11 protein-coding genes and 3 pseudogenes are annotated in these 18,533 nt (G+C 42.0%); 5 read left to right on the top strand and 9 right to left on the bottom strand.

Features of this window, described 5'->3' with window-relative positions:
• Positions 1–116: 116 nt before the first annotated feature.
• Both dcuC and BTO10_RS23905 read right to left on the bottom strand, forming a co-directional pair.
• Positions 117–1,484, bottom strand: coding sequence for an anaerobic C4-dicarboxylate transporter DcuC (gene dcuC, locus BTO10_RS03235; protein ID WP_105023552.1), 1,368 nt, complete (start codon positions 1,482–1,484; stop codon positions 117–119).
• A gap of 481 nt (positions 1,485–1,965) precedes the next feature.
• Positions 1,966–2,568, bottom strand: a pseudogene (locus BTO10_RS23905) (winged helix-turn-helix domain-containing protein); the annotation flags it as partial.
• Between the two features lie 134 nt (positions 2,569–2,702).
• On the opposite strand from BTO10_RS23905, the pseudogene BTO10_RS03225 reads away from it, so the two are divergent.
• The 3 genes and pseudogenes from BTO10_RS03225 to BTO10_RS03215 all read left to right on the top strand — a co-directional run.
• A pseudogene (locus BTO10_RS03225) lies at positions 2,703–3,034 on the top strand (outer membrane protein transport protein); the annotation flags it as partial.
• Between the two features lie 192 nt (positions 3,035–3,226).
• Entirely contained in the window at positions 3,227–4,498 is a 1,272-nt protein-coding gene (locus BTO10_RS03220) for an efflux RND transporter periplasmic adaptor subunit (protein WP_105023551.1), read from the top strand.
• Positions 4,485–7,562, top strand: coding sequence for an efflux RND transporter permease subunit (locus tag BTO10_RS03215; RefSeq protein ID WP_105023550.1), 3,078 nt, complete (start codon positions 4,485–4,487; stop codon positions 7,560–7,562). The genes BTO10_RS03220 and BTO10_RS03215 overlap by 14 nt, the downstream gene beginning before the upstream one ends.
• Before the next feature lie 110 nt (positions 7,563–7,672).
• Here the strand turns inward: BTO10_RS03215 and BTO10_RS03210 are convergent, their stop codons facing one another.
• From BTO10_RS03210 to BTO10_RS03190, 5 genes and pseudogenes are all read right to left on the bottom strand, one after another.
• Positions 7,673–8,503, bottom strand: a complete 831-nt coding sequence (locus tag BTO10_RS03210) for a DUF481 domain-containing protein (RefSeq protein ID WP_258096979.1) — start codon at positions 8,501–8,503, stop codon at positions 7,673–7,675.
• 87 nt (positions 8,504–8,590) lie between these two features.
• Positions 8,591–9,488: pseudogene (locus tag BTO10_RS03205) on the bottom strand (hypothetical protein).
• Between the two features lie 278 nt (positions 9,489–9,766).
• Positions 9,767–10,057, bottom strand: coding sequence for a putative quinol monooxygenase (locus BTO10_RS03200; protein WP_105023549.1), 291 nt, complete (start codon positions 10,055–10,057; stop codon positions 9,767–9,769).
• Between the two features lie 190 nt (positions 10,058–10,247).
• On the bottom strand, positions 10,248–11,618 hold the full coding sequence (locus BTO10_RS03195) for an endonuclease/exonuclease/phosphatase family protein (RefSeq protein WP_105023548.1): 1,371 nt from the start codon (positions 11,616–11,618) through the stop codon (positions 10,248–10,250).
• Between the two features lie 281 nt (positions 11,619–11,899).
• Entirely contained in the window at positions 11,900–13,042 is a 1,143-nt protein-coding gene (locus tag BTO10_RS03190; protein WP_105023547.1) for an acyl-CoA desaturase, read from the bottom strand.
• 167 nt (positions 13,043–13,209) lie between these two features.
• Here BTO10_RS03190 and BTO10_RS03185 point away from each other — a divergent pair, with 167 nt between their 5' ends.
• Positions 13,210–13,755: a GNAT family N-acetyltransferase gene (locus BTO10_RS03185; RefSeq protein ID WP_105023546.1), complete on the top strand. Its 546-nt coding sequence runs from the start codon at positions 13,210–13,212 to the stop codon at positions 13,753–13,755.
• A 127-nt stretch (positions 13,756–13,882) separates the two neighbouring features.
• Here BTO10_RS03185 and BTO10_RS03180 read toward each other — a convergent pair whose 3' ends face one another.
• Together BTO10_RS03180 and ylqF are read right to left on the bottom strand one after the other, a co-directional pair.
• Entirely contained in the window at positions 13,883–14,908 is a 1,026-nt protein-coding gene (locus tag BTO10_RS03180) for a GGDEF domain-containing protein (protein WP_105024234.1), read from the bottom strand.
• A 254-nt stretch (positions 14,909–15,162) separates the two neighbouring features.
• Positions 15,163–16,098: a ribosome biogenesis GTPase YlqF gene (gene ylqF / locus BTO10_RS03175; protein ID WP_004740137.1), complete on the bottom strand. Its 936-nt coding sequence runs from the start codon at positions 16,096–16,098 to the stop codon at positions 15,163–15,165.
• A 396-nt stretch (positions 16,099–16,494) separates the two neighbouring features.
• Here ylqF and BTO10_RS03170 point away from each other — a divergent pair, with 396 nt between their 5' ends.
• Positions 16,495–18,489 (top strand): hypothetical protein, encoded by a 1,995-nt coding sequence (locus BTO10_RS03170; RefSeq protein WP_032554239.1) that lies wholly within the window; start codon positions 16,495–16,497, stop codon positions 18,487–18,489.
• Positions 18,490–18,533: the final 44 nt, after the last annotated feature.

The following is an 18,533-nucleotide window of genomic DNA, read 5'->3' as shown; positions in this document are numbered from 1 at the left end:
CAATCCGACTCTCGATAACTGTAAAAGGTTTCAGAGTGATATAAAAAAAGGCGCTGAACTTATTAAGTTCAGCGCCTTTTATTTGGGCATTACATATCTATATAACTATTAAAGACTTAAACAGCCATTGGTACTAGAACAAGTGTACCGAATATAACAGTAATAAGGCCGCAGATGACTGGTACAGATGTACGTTTCACCACTTCAAATGGGCTGATTTTACCCATGCCTGAAGTTGCTACCACTACGCCAGATACTGGAGAGATAGTACGACCTAGGTTTGATGCTTGAAGCATTGGGATAATTAGGAATGCAGGGTTTAGGCCCATCTTTGCAGCGAGTGAAGGCGCAAGCTCAACGAAAGCATAGAAAGGTGCGTTACCAGAGCCAGTCGCAATTGCCGCAGCAACCGTTAGGCCTGTGAGGATAAGCATAAGTGCGATGCCGCCAGCACCCGCTGATTCAGCAAGACCGATTAGGTTATCAATTGCACCGATAGACATTAGACCTTGAGCAAATACGCCAGCCGCAACTAACAGCATTACAACGCCTTTAAATGCATCCGCCATTCCTTGGTAACAAGAATCTAGGTCTTCTAGCGTCTTTTCGCCATCGAATTTCTTTACAATATAATCAACAAGGGCACCAACGAAAATTGAGCCAACTACGATAGTGTATATGTCTAACTTAAGACCTGGAATAGTACGGCCATTGAATAGGAAAACACCGATAATAGGTAGGAACGGAAGCGCCGCATAGAAAGCAGGCGCTGTTGTTTCAATATCAGAAACATCAACTTTTTCCATTGGCGTGTTTTCTTTCTTATCTAGGTACTTGTTCCAGAAAAAAGCTGCAGCTGCCATTACGATAATGGCGCAGATTGACACCGGTAGCACCGTTTGAACCGCAAACACATCTAAGTCTAGCCCTGATTTTTCTGCAGCGATAACCACGTCACCAGATGTTGGAGAAAGAATGATTGCTGCTGGAGATGCACATACTGAAACCGCTGCAGGACGAGAAATACCCATCGCTGTCATCATTGGGAATAGGGTAGCCATCAACAACACGCCAAGGCCAGTAGCAGAGCTCACCGCCAGAGACATCAGACACGCCACGATGTAAGCAGCAACAAGAAGCGCGTATGGAGATTTGATAACAGATAGGGGTTTGGAAAACTGTTTCACAACAACATTGTTTGCGCCTATGTGAGTCATGTAAGAAGCGAAACCACATAGAAGCATGATCTGCATACCTAGACCGCCACCACGGTATTGAAGCATGTACTTAACGAATTCTAATGAATCGGTAACCATGTTACCTGTTGAAGCTATCTTAGCTGGTAAGACTGTGTGACCAATAAGGCCGGTAATAAGAAGAAGAGCAAGGCCGGCAGTTAACAAAACCCCGGCTGCTTTATAGCCTTTTACAATAAAGTAACCTACAGCGATGGTAACCACTAGTCCGATCAAGAGTTCTAACATCGAAATCTCCGCAAAGTTTAAAAAATACAAGAAACTGTTTCAGAATATGACAATGAATGTACCGAAAACTGTACTATGGCACGAGGCATAGTTGATGTTGATATGATCTAAGACAAACATTTTTTTCGATGTTAATTCTGGTTATAAATCATGAATAACTGCTGTTGTTTAGATGTTAATAAACAAATATTATCGATCGCTAAAATATTACTTGGATCACCTTTGTGTAGTTTTGCTGCATATGGTGACTTCCATTTATAAATAATTTGGATTCACAAGTTGTGCTGGGTAATTAATGAGAAAGGTGTATTTTTGACATTGAGTAGATTGAAGAAAGCTCGACGTCAGAAATGAGGCTACAAGGATTGTTTAGTTAGAGAGTGATGATATCTAATGATGTTCAACTCTGGTTCCTAATTAGAATAGGCTGGCAGATCAGCACACATTACTTTCTTGCAGAAATGTATCATGCCACGCTGAGTTACTTAAATTCGCTATGGAGGCTCAAAGGTTTTCCTGAATTATCGATGATGAACTTGCGTCCCTTATATTCGTAATGCGTTACGTTATAAAGTTTTTAAATGTGAACTCGTCGGTTTCTTTTTTACAAGAGGTAAAGTGCTTCCCTGTTAGTCTTTCAGCTAAGATATTTCGATCTAAGTAAGAAAATAGATACTGGGATAACAAGGCTACAACAATAAATACCCCAACCAACGTCAGCATGTTACTGTTCTTTTTCGTAGGAGTTGTGGTTTCTCGTGTTGCTTCTTCTATCGGAACCGCTTTTAGTGTTTGTTGTGAATCTTGCTTTACTTGCGCTTGAATCTTACGAAGTCCACCTTCTTTATCTTAGGTTTCTTGACCTGCAAATCTAAATCCTTTGCCACGCTGAGTGGCATGATCATTCCACTCTTATCTTCTAGTACTTTCTTTCAGACTGGGATGGCTTGCATTAGGCTTCTATCTTCAAAGCAAGTACCTTTAGATACCCAAACTTATTCAATCAGGGCTTGTAGCGTGTTCACCTCGTTAGGTTTTGAGATAAAAATTTAAGGAGCTCTGATTCATGAGAACCAATCGGATAGTGCAGCCATAGCGTACATCGAACAACCAGTGTTATCTGTTGGTGCAGTTTTTATGGATAGTGGTATCGATATTTCTAATGTGAGCTACACGCTGATGATAGGAAATACAGAAACACTCGCTGATCAATCTCTCGATGCGGGGCACGTCTCGGTGGGTGGTACTTACACAATGTCGAAAGATATCGTTTTATGAGCGGGTTACTTGTATGACATCTCTCCAACCGACAAGTTAACCTATTTATCGATACCAGATGTAAATCTCCACTCGTTACAGGATGACTGTTGGCGGAACTTACCACTTCACGGATGTCAACATCTATTGATGTAGGTACTGGTTTTATAATTGGAGAATCACAAAATATTGACGAAAGCCTGACGAAGGTTCTAGGAACAAGTTCCAATATAACGGCAGTTGCGAGCGCTGACGCTGTTTTACTTGGTGTTCAATATCAACATCGTTTTTAACTTTTACTTTGGAGTTTAGAACGAAAACTTTAGGAATCATATAAACATTGCTGGGCTCGACAGTGAGTTGAGCCCAATTCTCATTATTAGCTGTTTTAGTATTATTTAAATAGCTGGAAGCTCATTAAGTAAAAAATAGCTGCTTAGAAAAACGTTTAATTCAGATGAATTTGACGGTTATGGTTATTAAAAATGAAATTTACAAAGCTTAGTAAAACAATCTTTTTGGCTCTGTTTGCCTTACATATCACTCCCACATTTGCCGAAGACTCGCCCCTGATTCCAGTGACCATTGAAAAGGCTCACAAACAAGCATTCACTTCTTCAATCAACGAAGTTGGCAAAATTAGAGCAACAGATTCTGCTGCATTGACCTTTAGCGCTTCCGATAAAATTCTCGAAATCCATTTCAAAGATGGAGACTCGGTTAAGAAAGGTGAGCTGATTGCTCAACTAGATAACACCAAAGCGAAAGCCGATTTAGATAAAGCTAGAAGCTCGTTGGCGCTTGCAAAGTCAAAATTAAAGCGAGTACAAGAGCTACTGAAAAAGCAACCGGATTCAATGTCTCAGCAAGACGTTGAAGAGCTAAAAGAACAAGCGAATCTCGCGGCCGCTGACTTCCGTCAGAAAGAAGCACTAATGAATGACTATCTATTGGTAGCGCCTTTTGATGGGCAGCTAACGAACTTCAACCACTCTGTGGGTAGCAAAATTGATAGTTCAACGGCCTTGGTTAGTTTGATCAAGCTTGATCCAGTTGAAGTCCAGTATTCAATTGGGCAATCGGATCTTGGTAATGCAAAGCTGGGACAGAATGTATCGATCCAAGTTGATGCATTTACTGATGAGGCTTTCTCTGGCGTCGTAGACTACATTGCTCCGGCTGTTGACGAAAGCTCAGGTCGAGTAGAGGTTCACGCGCACGTAACCAATCCAGAGCATCGCTTGGTTCCGGGCATGTTTGCCAAGGTGAGCCAAATGACCAGTGAAGATTCAACGAAAATGGTTGTTTCTCAAAATGCGGTCCAAGCTAAAGATGCAGAGCGTTTCGTTTGGGTAGTCAATGGAAACAACATTGAACAACGAATCGTTGAGCTCGGTGTAAATACTAATGATGGATATGTCGTTGTCGAAAAAGGGTTACAGCTGGGTGATAACGTAGTAGTTACGGGCCAGCAAAACCTAAAGAAAGCTTCTTTGGTTAAGGTTATGAACCCGAATGTCGAGCAAAAAACAGTAGAGTTGATGCCTCAAAAGGTAACTGAACCTATTGAACAAACCACTGAGACACTACTTGATGAACAATATCCAGTGGAGCCGACGGTTGATTGGACTGACGGGTCAAAAGATTCAGAAGAAGAGCCAAATGCAGCCAACAAAACTAAGGTGACTGCTGAGCAAAACGGTCCATCAAACAGCAAGGAAGCGATAACGAAGGAGAGCACGAATGAAGCTTCCTGAGATTTGTATTAAGCATCCTGTTTTTGCTTCAGTGTTGAGCATCGCCATCGTACTACTTGGCATGTTGTCATTTCAGAAGCTATCGATTCAGTATTTCCCTGAACACAAAACACCTTCAGCAACAGTAACGGCTGCGATTAATGGTGCAAGTGCAGAATTTATGTCGCGCAATGTTGCGGACAAGTTAATTACTGCTGCTACAGGTCTTGATAGTGTAAAGACTATGACTACGGATTGTCAGGAAGGCACCTGTAATTTAAAAATCATCTTCGAAGATGATGTTGATGACGTTGAATACACAAGCCTGATGAACAATCTTCGCAGTAGTGTTGAAGCCATTAGCGATTTCCCGCCTAGCATGACCGATAAACCAACGGTCACTGACGACTCATCAGACACCAGTATGCCAAGTAATATCATCACGTTTGTGAACACTGGCAAAATGTCTAAACAAGATATGTACGACTACATTAGCCAACAAGTTGTACCTCAGTTTAAACATATTCAAGGTGTCGGTGGTATTTGGGGACCATACGGTGGTAGCCAAAAAGCGGTGAGGGTATGGCTTCAACCTGATCGCATGATGGCGCTCAACATGAGTGCTTCTGATGTGGTAGGTACGCTGAGTTCTTACAATGCGACATTTACCGCGGGTACTATTAAAGGTCAGGTTCGAGATTTCTCTATTAACCCGGTTAATCAAGTGACCAGCGTTGATGATGTCCGAGACTTAGTGGTACGTGTCGATAATGGAAAGATCATTCGTATTGGCGATATCGCTGAAGTCAAAATGGGAGAAGAAAGCCTCACGCCAAGTATTCTTCGTGTTGACGACAACTTAGCAATGTCGATTCAGGTCTTGCCTCTTAAAAGCGAAAACCCAGTAACGGTTGCTAATAAAGTTAAAAAGCAAATCGACCTAATTCAGCCTCAACTGCCTGAAGGCATCGAGATGAAAATGGTTTATAACCAAGCTGACTTTATCAAAGCGGCTATTGACGAAGGCTTTATGACTTTAGTTGAGGCAATTGTTCTTGTTTCCGCCGTTGTTGTTCTTTTCCTTGGCTCTGTTCGCGTTGCTTCTATTCCGATCATTACCATTCCTGTGTGTGTGATTGGTGTATTTGCGGTGATGCATTTACTTGGGTTTAGTATCAATGTCCTGACTATCTTGGCGATCATTCTGGCGATAGGCCTAGTGGTTGATGATGCGATTGTTGTCGCGGAAAACTGTTATCGTCATATCGAAGAGGGTGAGACCCCGTTCAACGCTGCGATTAAAGGGTGTCGAGAGATCGTCTTCCCAGTAATTGCCATGACATTGACTTTGGCCGTTGTTTATTTGCCAATCGGCTTGATGGCTGGCCTGACCGCCGATCTGTTCAGGCAATTTGCTTTCACACTTGCAGCTGCTGTGATCATTTCAGGGTTTGTCGCGTTAACGCTATCACCGATGATGAGTGCTTACTTGATTAAGCCTGTCTCGACGCCTGCAAAGTGGTATCAAAAAGTTGATGCTAAGCTCAATGTGTTGTCTGACCGATACACTAAAGAGCTCGGTAAGTGGTTTGATCGTAAAGCACTAATGAGCGGTATCGCTTTAATGCTTATTGCGTTGTCTGCTTTGGCCGTTTGGAAGATGCCTCAAGTACTGTTGCCAACAGAAGATACCGGTTTTGTAGAGGTTACCTCAACACCACCAACGGGTGTTGGTCGTCAATATCACCTTGATAACAATGAACAGTTAAACAGCGTATTTAAAGGCGATGATTCAGTTGAAGCGAACCTGTCTTACATTGAAGGTACGCCGACCAATCACGTTCTACTAAAACCATGGGGAGAACGTGAACAGTCTGCAGATGAATTAGTGAATGAGTTTATTGCTAAAGCGCAAAGTTCAGTCTCTGCTTATGGTATGTCTTTCAAGGTTCGCTCAGCGGATAACTTGAATATTGCGACCAACATGATTCTTGAGCTTACAACTGTGAATCGTGATACCGGCGCTTTGTCTGACACAGCGAGCAATGTGGTAGAGGCTCTTGAGGATTATGAGGGTGTCACTAATGTTAAAAACTCAATGCTACGCGACCAGCTGCGCTATGACTTATCGATTGACCGCAATGCAATTGTGTTATCTGGGGTGGATTACGGCAATGTTACCAACGCGCTGTCGACTTTCTTGGGCTCAGTGAAAGCTGCCGATTTACAAGCGGATGATGGCTATACATACCCAATCCAAGTGCAAGTGAACCTGAAGGATCTTGGTGACTTCAAAGTTTTGGATAAATTGTATGTGGATTCACAATCGGGACAAAGGCTTCCTCTATCTCAGTTTGTTTCCATCAAGCAAGTAACATCGGAATCGAACTTTAAGACTTTCATGGGACAAGACAGCGCTGAAATTACCGCTGATCTTATGCCGGGATATACCGCAAGTGATGTAAAAGCATATATCGATGACACGGTGCCAAGTCTATTAAAACCAGCACAGAGTTACGAGTTCAACGGTATTGTCAAAGACCTTGTGGATTCTACGGCAGGTGCGCAGGTGCTATTCGTACTGGCGTTGGTTTTCATCTTCTTGATCTTGGCTGCGCAGTTTGAAAGTTTTGTCGACCCGTTGATCATCTTGCTGACCGTTCCTCTGTGTATTGTTGGTGCGATTTTGACGTTATCGGTGTTTGGTCAAAGCCTCAACACCTACTCGAAGATCGGCTTACTGACGCTGGTGGGCCTTGTGACGAAACACGGTATCCTATTGGTGGAATTCGCCAATGAGAAACGTAAATCAGGCGCAAGTGCAAAAGAAGCCGCGATCAGCAGTGCACGTTCAAGGTTACGACCTATCTTAATGACGTCGCTGACGATGATCCTTGGTTCATTTCCGCTAGCCTTGGCCGATGGGCCTGGTTCTCTGGGACGTATCAACATCGGTTTGGTATTGGTGGGCGGCTTAACGGTCGGAACTTTCTTCTCACTGTTTTTGGTACCTGTCGCGTATGTTGGGATGGCAAACTTAAAGCAGATGGATGTGCTAGCACGCTTGAGGTCAAAAACAGCGTAATGGTATATCAGAGATAGAAGTTAATCGTTTTTAGATACTTTAAGGCCCTCACTGTGAGGGCCTTTTGTTATCCGGCGTTGCGAGGTTAGGGGGCAGAGCAAACAGTATGGTTAGAAATCGTAGTTTAGATTCATTGAACTATAGATCTCGCTATTGCTTTGGTCTGAGGCAACAGTGGTGTTATAGATGTATTCAGTGTCGAAGGTGAGCGCTAAGTTACCCATCAGAATGTTCTTTAGATAGCCTTTAAGGTTGTAGTTCGTGTTTTCTTCACCATAGGCCATGTTAGCCGTAGCACCCATAGAGAACGTTTTAGTGAGCGTTAAGGAGCCATCGATACTTGTATTAGCAATAAGTTCGTAGTTTTCTTTGTTTGGAAACTCTTCATCAGAAGATTGGCGTTTACTGATTCGATAACCCGGACCCGCAGACGCCTGAAGCTTGATTCTCTCGGTTTCGTAGAAATGGCGACCAAGCCCGGTAGCGGTAATGAACTGCTTACGATAGGTGCCATAGTGATCGTGTTCAAAACGTGTTGTTGCAACTAAATAGGTGACGTCATTCAAGTCATAGCTAACCCCATAGTTAGTGGTATAGCGATTCGTTCCATCTTCATCATTTTCAGCATCCGTGTAATAAGTATCGAACTGCACGCGTTGTCCCCAATTTTCCTTTTTGTAGCCTACGGATATCCCGGAATTGATAGACAAGGATGAACTGGTGTTTTGAGAGTATATAAACCCCAATTTAGTTAACGTCGTGAAAGGGGATTCGTCCTCTTGTTCTTCATTGAGTAAAGGCTCATCGACAAGGTCGGTCTCTTCTGCGAATACTTGTGTCGATAAAACCAAAGCGACCAAAGGTAAGGTGTTGAAACAACGCCTGCCTAGAGTTGTATTAGTTGAAGGGTGATTTGTTGTTGAAATAGAGTAAGTCGACATAGCTAGTAAGTTTATTCGTGGTCTCACACAGCTAACAACGTGTTAGCCATGTGAGTTGTCAGAGAGTAAATCGGAAATTCGAGCGAATTACGACGCGATAGGTAAAGGAGAGAAGATGGTTTGAATTGCTGAGAAACCGTCATCCTCGATGAGGATTAAAATCTTCTAGGTGTACGAAGAATTCGAGTATCTCTGAGGGCTTGTCATCTTCAATTAATAAGAACTCGAGTAACCCTTTTTCAATATGACACGATAGAATAGTTTCATTGGATTGACCCGCTGAAACCTGTTCAACATTGATCACGACACTTGATTCAGGCAATACATTGAAAGAGTCCTGAGCACATTTAAGAACACAGCTACATACATATTCTCGATATAGGGTATTGCTTTCAGGTATGGATAGGCTTTCTAGTTTTACCTCACCTTGGCACAGCACTTTTCTCTCTTTAGGGATGACATTATCCTTATTCACCTGAATATTGATTTCTAACAGATGACCATTTTTGTAAGTATTAAAGTTATGGTTGATCAGTTTTGTGTCGACTACCGAGGCGTTGATAGGATTCTGTTGTGCTTCTGAAAGAGCGGTCAGTTTGGCTTCGCTATCGTTATTCAGAACACCCTTTGAAAGCTGGTTCTTCTTGGCCCAGTAACTGTAGTTCTGTACCCAATGCACAAACTCAGTTTTGTAATCTTCAATATCTTGTTCTGCAGCGCGTTCAACGTTCTTAGTAAGAGCATGCAGCTTTTATTTATTCCCCAATAACATATCCAACCAATTAGGTTTGTAATCATCGAGCGCTTCCATAGCTTTGACTTTGTGGTCGAAGCGAACAGTTGGCATTGCAGGTGCGGGCTCCATAGCCATCGACTCCCAATTCACTTTTGGCGTCGGAATGGTATGAACAGATTGGATTAAGTGAAGGTGTTGATTGAACATGGCCACTTCACTGACCGCGTCCTCATGTTGTTTGGTATTCATCTACATTCCTGTCGACGGTTATTTTTGTCATTTGCCGCTCATTTTATGGTCAAAGGTCGCGAACAGTATTTAAATGAATGTGATTGATCTTTCGTGAGGTTGCTTGATATCAGTTTAGGAATATTTGTTTGTAGTGAGGTTCGTTTTTGAAGGCGACAGGTGAAAGACAGTGCAGAGAGGACGGTGCTGAATCTACTCGGAAAAGTGAAAGTCACCAGAAAGAACGAAGCCCTGCTTTAGTAGCAGGGCTTGTTGATGAATCAGTAGTAAACCGCGTATCAGGCGATGTGTGTCATTCGATTAATAACGAATGATTCGATACATCCCTCAGTCGCCGCAACGTAGTCTGCGATATGCTGACTTTCTAGATGCTTTTCAAGCAGAGCCTCTGACTCCCAATTCTCATGAAACACAAAGTGCGCCGGGTTACTGTTGTCTTGATGGAGGTCGTAGTTGATACAGCCTTTTTCAGCGCGGGTTTTATCGATTAGTTTGATCATCTCTGATTTTACGAATTCAATGTTCTCTTCTTTACAGACAATTGTCGCAATAATAGTTAGCGTGGTCATTGTGAATTCCTGGGCAATTAATCTATTGGTCCGGATAATATAAGTATCTATGAATCAAAGAAAAAGAATCGAGGCATCCAATGACTATGGTTATTGGTGTCCATAATCCTTTTGGCGATGACTAGACTATTGGTGAGTTACGCCCATAAAAATGCCCGACAATAAGTCGGGCATCTTAAAGGTAAAAGAACTAGTTACTGAAATCAGCCTTTACCCAGATCATTCGGTGATCAGAGGATACGTCCTTGCCGTTACCATAATCACCAATTCGTGAGTCATTGAATAGCTTACGCCCTTCTTCATAAGAAGCTGACCAGTAAACACCAGAGTCAACGATGTTAAGTGTTGCTGAAGGCAGTGCGTAATCGACCGCAAGACCAAATGTCGAAGTGATACGGTTTGGCTGTGGGTGAGGTAATGAATTATCGACCGCGTGTTCAGCTGCACCATAACTAGTAGGATATAGACTGCCGTTGGTGACTTTTTGATTAACTAATGAGTCGTTGTGCAAGCTTTGCATAACAGAGCTTATGCCATCGCCATCTACTGGATCTAGGTTTTGGTCGCCCATCATAACAAAGTGTTTGCCTTGCTCTAATCCACCAGTTTTTCCAGAATCATCATAGATGTACGATTTGTTTTGGATGTATTGGTACCAGAAATCGACTTCTGCTGCGTTTTGCTCGATGTTCTTACCCACATCAAAAGCAGGAGGAGTAGGGTGAGACATCAGTAAGTGAACGGTTTCAGTACCATTTTTAGTCGGAATTAGAATAGGTGCATCGACATGATTCTTTGAAGACAAACGAACTTCTGACCATTCTTGTGCTGTGTACCATTCATCACCACATGTCATGCCTGTTGGAAATTTACTCGGGTCATCACATACAGTGATGGTAGGGATCGTTGATCCTTCTAGGTCCTTCCATTTAAATTTTTGGAATGTACGAGTGTTTGCCGTGTCGATTTCATATTTAGACATCAAAGCAAAAGCGTATTGGCCATGATATAAGCCAAAGCCCCACGCATCTCCAGGTAAGGTGCCCGGGTTGCCGTCGTTGTCTAGGTCAAAGCCAAATTCATTCAATAAGCCCGTGTTGGTAGCGTAACTTTCAAAGTAAGGGTATGAAATTGGCTCTAGGTTCGCTTCACCGCCCGCACCGTCAAGGCTTTGAGCAACAGAAAGGTAGTTTTTCTGGAGGCCTTCTAGTGCTGACTTGTTCGTGCCAGTACCGTCATTATTAAATTCGGCCATCATCAGTACATCAGGTCGATTCTTTTGAATCACGGCTGCTACGTTGCGGATTTGAATCACTTTTGCCGCCGTCTCTTTGTCAGCCGCACTAATTGTGTTGTTGAGATAGTCAGATACAAGTACTGCTTGAGCGCTTGGTTCAATCTGCATTTCCGTTACAAGATCTTGGAAGGTGGCACGATCAAAAGACAGGTTATAAGTAGCGATCTTTACTTCTTCAGGTTGAACGTAATCGGTATCGCTGCTGCAACCAATCAAAAGCGCAGAAGAGATGGCAAACGCGATAGATGTTTTTAACAATTTCATAAAATGGATCCGCTAGTTGCTTGAAAGAATTTTTGGACGCGCATGGTATGAGACGAGGGTTAAGTTGTAAGTGACGATGATCACGCGAAGCGTTGCGATAATACATGGTATTGCATCAAAAATGTGACAACTGGAACCAGTGTTTATGATTTAAAGAAAAGCTCTAAATTCAGATATTTAATTAGACCTGTAGATTAATAAAGCCCTCATGCTTTGCATGAGGGCCTTCGAATAAGAACCAAACAGTATTGTTACTGGTGTGTTAAGCGCGCTCCTTTACTTTAAGCGTACTGCTCAACCGTCATCGCCCAATTTTTCTTTTGCTGTTCGAAGTTCATCTTGATCTGCTGGTAACGGACTTTAAGTAAAGAGTGTTCGTACTTCTTAACGACATCGTCACGCTTGCTTTCTAACAGTTGCTTTTTAACGGCGTAGTAATCGTTCATATTGGAGACGAGAGAATCAAACTCTGCCTGTAGTTTTTCTGCAATCTGAATGTTATCTGCACGATGCATGATCTTCTGCTGTGTGCGCTTCAATAACATTGCAGCTTCGGCCTTTTCAATACGTGCTTGTGGTGTTTTCTTAAGCTTACTTGTAAGACCCATTAACGAAGCGCTCTTAATCAACCATTTCGTTGGATCATATTGCCACCAGTAAATGCCGTTACGGTAGTCATTCTCAAAGATATGGTGGAAGTTGTGGTAGCCTTCGCCAAAAGTAAGTACAGCAAGTACACCATTATCACGTGCTGTGTTCTTGTCGGTAAACGGTTGGCTACCCCAGATGTGCGCAAGAGAGTTAATGAAGAATGTTGTGTGGTGGTTAAGTACCAAACGAACCGCACCTACGATCAACAGCATGCCAATCACATCTCCATAGATCAGACCTAGTGCGATCGGCACACCAAAGTTCATGATAAGCGCCAGGAGAATGTAGTGCTTGTGCTGCCACATTACGATCTTGTCTTTCTTCAAGTCACGACAGTTCTCGTGATCTTTATAGATAGACGTGTTGTAGTTGCGAATCATCCAGCCGATGTGTGAGTACCAAAAACCACGTTTTGCAGAGTATGGGTCTTTGTCGTTGTTATCGACATGCTTGTGGTGAACACGGTGGTCTGAAGACCAGTGCAGAGCGCTGTTTTGTAGGGCAAAGGCGCCACCTAAAGCAAATAGGAATCTTAGGCTCGAATGTGCTTCAAATGCTTTGTGTGACCACAAGCGGTGATAGCCAGTCGTGATAGAAAGGTTACAGAAGCTAAAACAGATCGCTAGCCATACCCAGTGTTCCATTCCATAGCCAAAAAAGTAGCCATAAACGGGAGCCGCAACAACAGCAAGCAGCATACTAAAAGAGAATATAAAAATATTGAGCCAGATTAACGGCGGCTTTTTTGTTGATGGTTTGTCGGCACTAGTCATTAGCAATTTTCCCATTGAGCTTACATCTGTGCGCTAGAATATCAGCGTACACGTGTAAGTCAATATTGAAAGTGTAAACGTGTATTAGTATGTTTTGCTTAAATATTGTATAAAGGTAGTGTGAAATGTAGTAGCAAGTCATAAATGGAAGTACTAAGGGCTAATAAATGGAAATTAAAATAGCTGAATATAAAGATTATGAGCGGATTGCCCAATTACATGCGGATAGCTGGAAGCTTTATTACCGTGGCATTCTTGCTGATGATTACCTAGAACATGAGGTTTTGGAGGACAGATCTGTTATTTGGCAGACTCGTCTGATTAATCCACCTTTTAACCAACATGTTCTATTGCTCGAGGAAGGCGGTTTACTGGTTGGTTTTGTCTGTGCGTTTGGCAATCACAATTTTGAACGGGGAACGTTCATTGATTCATTGCACGTAGACAGTAATTATCGTGGCCGTGGTTTAGGTAAACGATTGTTGTCTGAATTGTCTCAACGCTTAAAACAATACTATTCTGATTCCGGGCTTTACCTAGAGGTGATGTCGGAAAACCACCAAGCTATAGCGTTTTATGAAGCTATTGGCGGAAAACAAGAACTGGAACAGGTGTGGAATGCGCCGTGCGGAAGTAAAGTGAATGAGAAAGTGATCTCTTGGCCTTCTCTAGTCGACCTTGAGCAGAAAACAAAAAGCATCGTCTATTCTTGATTTTCGATATTACGCTTTGTTCGACATGGCTTAATTATGCGATTGAGAATATAAATAAAGCCCCAAGTATTATAGACGCTTGGGGCTTTTTCGTTCGTCCTATAATCAGATGACATTAAGCTTCTAACTAATCAGACCAAGAGATTTGATTCCGCCCATTTTTCTTTGAAATATAGAGTGCTTGGTCTGCGTCATCAATGAGTTGCTCTACGGAACCTAGAGCTTGAGAAGCGTGTTTGACACCAATTGAAATTGTGACTTCTAGTCTAAGGCGAGAAGGGCACTCCAGTAGAGAGTCTACAAGCGTCTGAATTGAAGCTTTAGTTCCACCTTGAACCAGTATCAGAAACTCCTCACCGCCATATCGAAAACAGTTACTTCCAAGTGGCAGTCTTTTCTGAATCTCAATGGCCAACTCTTTAATAACTAGATCGCCCATTTGGTGGCCGTAGGTATCGTTGATCGCTTTGAAATGGTCAATGTCGATCATAATCGATGTAATCGACTGTTTACGGTTAATGCTCGGTTCAATAACTTGATGTAAGTAGAGTCGGTTGTAGCAACCGGTAAGCGCGTCTTTATAAGACAGTGCTTCAAACATATTCGATTGTTTACGTAATTGTATCGCTTGTTTACGAAGCTGTTCAGACTGTGCGAAGCGTTTATGTACTTCTAAATCACGCCTTATACAGGCTGCAGAAATTAAGACATAGCCAGATAAGTAAACCGAAATGGTCTCAATTTCGTGAGTAGGTTCTGCTGCGTATAGTAGGGGAGATAGGCCGATCAGGTATGCGGAAAAGATAAATGAAAGCGTCGTAATGCTGTATTTGGCAGACAATCGAGAAAAAGTACCTATGTAGATCATCACTAGAATGATGCCACCTTGGTAGTCAAAGTTCCCTAAATCAATAGCGAGTCGGCCAACAAAGACCAAAAACAGAGAACTAATAACAAGAAAGGTACTTTCTACGAACTCTAAAACGTTAGGCTTGTTTTTGATGCAGTAACGAGCAACGGCCATCATCATCAAGAACAGGAGAATACGCAAGATGATTGGTGTAACGCATTCCGTACCGAAGTGAATATAGTCAGTGACAATAAAAGCGCAGAATATTGAGATCGGAATATAGATGAAATTTATGTACGGCAGATAAATTTCGTTGTCGAAATAGGTTTTAAATCGCTGATTTTTGAACCCGGTATAAGAGCGCATTGAGAAGCTAGCCGTAATTGATACACAATAATTTGCGTAGTATGTCACAGTCTTGATGATTGTAAACGAGCATTTTTATTGATTTGTCAGTATGTTAGCTAGATCAACAAAGGAGGTGCACAATATTCACGTCCTACATGGAATAGAACGTGAACATGTTTAGAGGGATATATGAGAGTGATTAATCGTTATTAACGCTTGTTCTTCAAGTAACGTTTACGACGCTCTTCTTTTTTCTTAGCTTGTTGCTCTGCTTTCAGTGCAGCGGCTTCTTCAACTTCGATCAACTCTTTAGTGATCATTTCTGGCAGTTCTAGAGTTACTTTACCCAAAGTGCCGTTACGAAGTTCATGCAGTAAGATCTCAGAACACTTATGAAGGTCAATATGACCACCAGCACGAAGTGCACCGCGCTTACGACCAATGGCTTCCATCAACTCGATATCAGACTCTGGCAGCTCTTCAATTTGGTAACGTTCTTGCAGTAGGTGAGGGTACTGCTTCGCAAGATACTCAACGGTGTAGAATGCTACTTCATCGTATTCCATCGCTGTATCTTTTACTGCGCCTGTAGCCGCTAGGCGGAAACCACTGTGCGGGTTTTCTACTTTAGGCCAAAGGATTCCTGGGGTATCAGATAGGATCACGCCATTTTGTAGGTTAATACGCTGTTGACGACGAGTTACCGCAGGTTGGTTACCTGTCACCGCGATTGTGCGTCCTGCTAGGCAGTTGATGATGGTTGATTTACCCACATTAGGGATACCCATGATCATAGTACGAATGTTCTTACCAATCTCTTCACGGTGTGGTGCGAGCTTACGAACCAGCTCCATGATGTGATTTACTTCTTCTTTAACGCTGGTGGTAATTGCAATAGCTTTTACACCTTGCTCTTTCTCGAAATGTTCGATCCAACGTTCAGTTAACTCTGGGTCCGCAAGGTCACGTTTGTTCAGCACTTTTACACAAGGCTTATCGCCGCGCAGTGAGGAGATCATAGGGTTTTCACTACTGAACGGAATACGCGCATCCAGTACTTCGATGATCACATCAACCTGTGGGATAACTTCTTCGATTTCTTTGCGGGCTTTATGCATGTGACCCGGAAACCATTGAATAGACATAGAGATAAACCTTGATAAATATAGTTGCTGCACATTGTAAGGGTTCAATAGGGCGTGTAAAGCCATATCTATAAAGGGACGATAAAGATCCGTCTTTAATGGTCCTCTAACATGATTTTAGCTGAAGTTTAGGGAGCATAGAGAAGAACTTTGATGGGAAGTTGAGAGTTTTTTAACCAATGGCTTGTTGACCATAGCTTTTTTGCTTTTGGGTTATTTTACTTTTAATCATTTATTTTAACATAAGAACACAAAAATATATTTTTACTATTAATATGGCAGATGGCCTTCTATTCATAGTTTTTTGATTGTTTTATCATTAAATTCGAATGATATTTTTATTGGCATTTTTATTATTAGCGGCGAAACACAAAATCTCAGCGAGAATAAAAATACATGAAAATATCTAAGGCTTTGCCGTTCGTATTAATGAGCGCGCTTTTGTCAAATACCTCTTTTGCACAAGACGTTAATCACTCGTCGGTTGTTCAAACGGTGTTTTATGACCAAGTGGATCCTAAATACCATGACTCCCTATACCTATTTCAGTTGGTTCTTTCGAAGAATTGCTTAACTTACCGTTCGGAAGAGAAGCCTTGTGAGGATTATCTGAAAGAAAAATACGATTCGGTTTCTTCGGATTGGTATCAAGAGCAAGAACCAATTAAGAAACAATATCTTAATGTCAAGCTCGAGATGATTAGTAATACTAATATCGTTCTTGCCGATGTTCATCATGGAGATCAGGGTTATGTTAGCCCTATTATCGCAGACACGCAGTCCATTATGGACGCTCGTATTAACCCTGAACTACAAACAATCATTCGCCAAGAGCTGGATGAAAATAGCAGTAAAACAGGGCTAGATTTTGTCGGTGCAAAACAACAATTGTTCGTTCAGTATGATAATGAAGCAAAGCGCTTTCATGATGCTGAAATTGAGCAAATAGATTTCTCGTCACCAAAGCCAACAAAAGCAGAGAAAATCCATTATCAAGAGCTACTGTTTATACAAAAATATCTTTCAGAAAAGTTATCGATGACTACTGCTGAAAGGGAGTTAGACAAGCTTTTAAAGGATGTAATTCGAGACATAGTTAGGTGTGCGGAGTGTACCACTACCCCGATAGTTAAAACTTGGAACAACTCGTACGTAGCCTACAAAGAGGTAAGTCTTTCGGAGGTGATGTTGTTTGGGCTTGAGACGGTTCCTACGGGTAACTCAGAGGTTCTATATCCAACTGAGTATTTTTCACCGGGTGAACAGGGTGTTTCTGTTATTGAATTTCTTTCCAACCTCCGCTCTTTTATTATGCAGAATGAATCTAATTTGTTTGTTTCAAAAGACCAAGTAAATAATGATTTAAAACCAGCGGGTATCGATCCAATCTCTTGGGAAGTGATGAAGAAGAGCGTGTCGGATGTTAATTTGAACTCTGAAATTTGGAAAAAGGCGATGGTTCCTAACATTCGTCGTTTGTTTAACTCATTAGTCAAAATTACTACAGGGCCTACAGGGGCGACTTTTGTAAACTCTGCCTCTCAGGCAATGAATAAGGCTGTTACAACGAACTTTAAGCTGGCCAATATTGGGAAAACATTCAATTTAGCGAGTGCTGTGAATGCGGTTGTAAAACACATACCTAAAGTGGTCGAGGGGGAGTCAGAGCGTCATTTATGTAATAGTGACGAGATTGAAGGTAGTGGTTTTACTAATGGCATTACGCTTGAAGAGCTGTGTGTGTATGTTCCTAATTTCCGTAGTCAATCCTTCCCTATTACAGTAGGTTCGTTACTTGATCAAAGTGAAGGTTCTGCGATTGTTGAAGATCTAAGCGGCGGGAATACTGCGATGACGACGCTTTATCAAATTCTTCCCTCTGCAATCAACCCTTGGGAGTGGATTTTTAATGGCTTACAAGCGATAAGTGGTGTGGACTTAAGGGTATATGGTCAGGACATCATGGGTTATCGTGTGACTTTAGTGCATGATAGTGGTGCTATCGTGTATCGAAATATTATGTTTGCAAAACAAGAATTAGTCCTTTCAAAAGATCAATTATTTGATGCTGATGTTAGCCATTACCAGTTGAAAGTGTATAGCAACTTGAATAACAACGAAGTCGCGAGCTTCGCTCTAAGTCAAAGTATGTTTGACCGCGGTTATGGTGGCGTAGTCAAAGGCAATAAATTCTATTTTGTTGAAGAGATTTTTGATAACCAAAAGCAAGAATATGTCAATAATGGTCGCGCAATTAAAGTATGTGGTTTACCGCCGCAAAACAGAAATGATGACGAGTTCCTTTATGAGTGTTTAGAGGATAGATTTTACCCTCGTATTATTCCTGATTACTATATGGACAACATGCGTGTAGTACCTAAACCGGAATAAGTATTAACTGACTGATGGTAAAAAAATGCCACACGATATTGCGT

Source organism: Vibrio chagasii (assembly GCF_002954585.1).
Lineage (GTDB): Bacteria > Pseudomonadota > Gammaproteobacteria > Enterobacterales > Vibrionaceae > Vibrio > Vibrio chagasii_A.
The sequence above is the reverse complement of the archived record's forward strand: the minus strand, read 5'-3'. Positions and strand labels throughout refer to the sequence as shown.

Coding starts and splice junctions, on each gene's coding strand:
- dcuC (WP_105023552.1), bottom strand. CDS start 1,484: ATGTTAGAACTCTTGATCGGACTAGTGGTTACCATCGCTGTAGGTTAC.
- BTO10_RS03220 (WP_105023551.1), top strand. CDS start 3,227: ATGAAATTTACAAAGCTTAGTAAAACAATCTTTTTGGCTCTGTTTGCC.
- BTO10_RS03215 (WP_105023550.1), top strand. CDS start 4,485: ATGAAGCTTCCTGAGATTTGTATTAAGCATCCTGTTTTTGCTTCAGTG.
- BTO10_RS03210 (WP_258096979.1), bottom strand. CDS start 8,503: ATGTCGACTTACTCTATTTCAACAACAAATCACCCTTCAACTAATACA.
- BTO10_RS03200 (WP_105023549.1), bottom strand. CDS start 10,057: ATGACCACGCTAACTATTATTGCGACAATTGTCTGTAAAGAAGAGAAC.
- BTO10_RS03195 (WP_105023548.1), bottom strand. CDS start 11,618: ATGAAATTGTTAAAAACATCTATCGCGTTTGCCATCTCTTCTGCGCTT.
- BTO10_RS03190 (WP_105023547.1), bottom strand. CDS start 13,042: ATGACTAGTGCCGACAAACCATCAACAAAAAAGCCGCCGTTAATCTGG.
- BTO10_RS03185 (WP_105023546.1), top strand. CDS start 13,210: ATGGAAATTAAAATAGCTGAATATAAAGATTATGAGCGGATTGCCCAA.
- ylqF (WP_004740137.1), bottom strand. CDS start 16,098: ATGTCTATTCAATGGTTTCCGGGTCACATGCATAAAGCCCGCAAAGAA.
- BTO10_RS03170 (WP_032554239.1), top strand. CDS start 16,495: ATGAAAATATCTAAGGCTTTGCCGTTCGTATTAATGAGCGCGCTTTTG.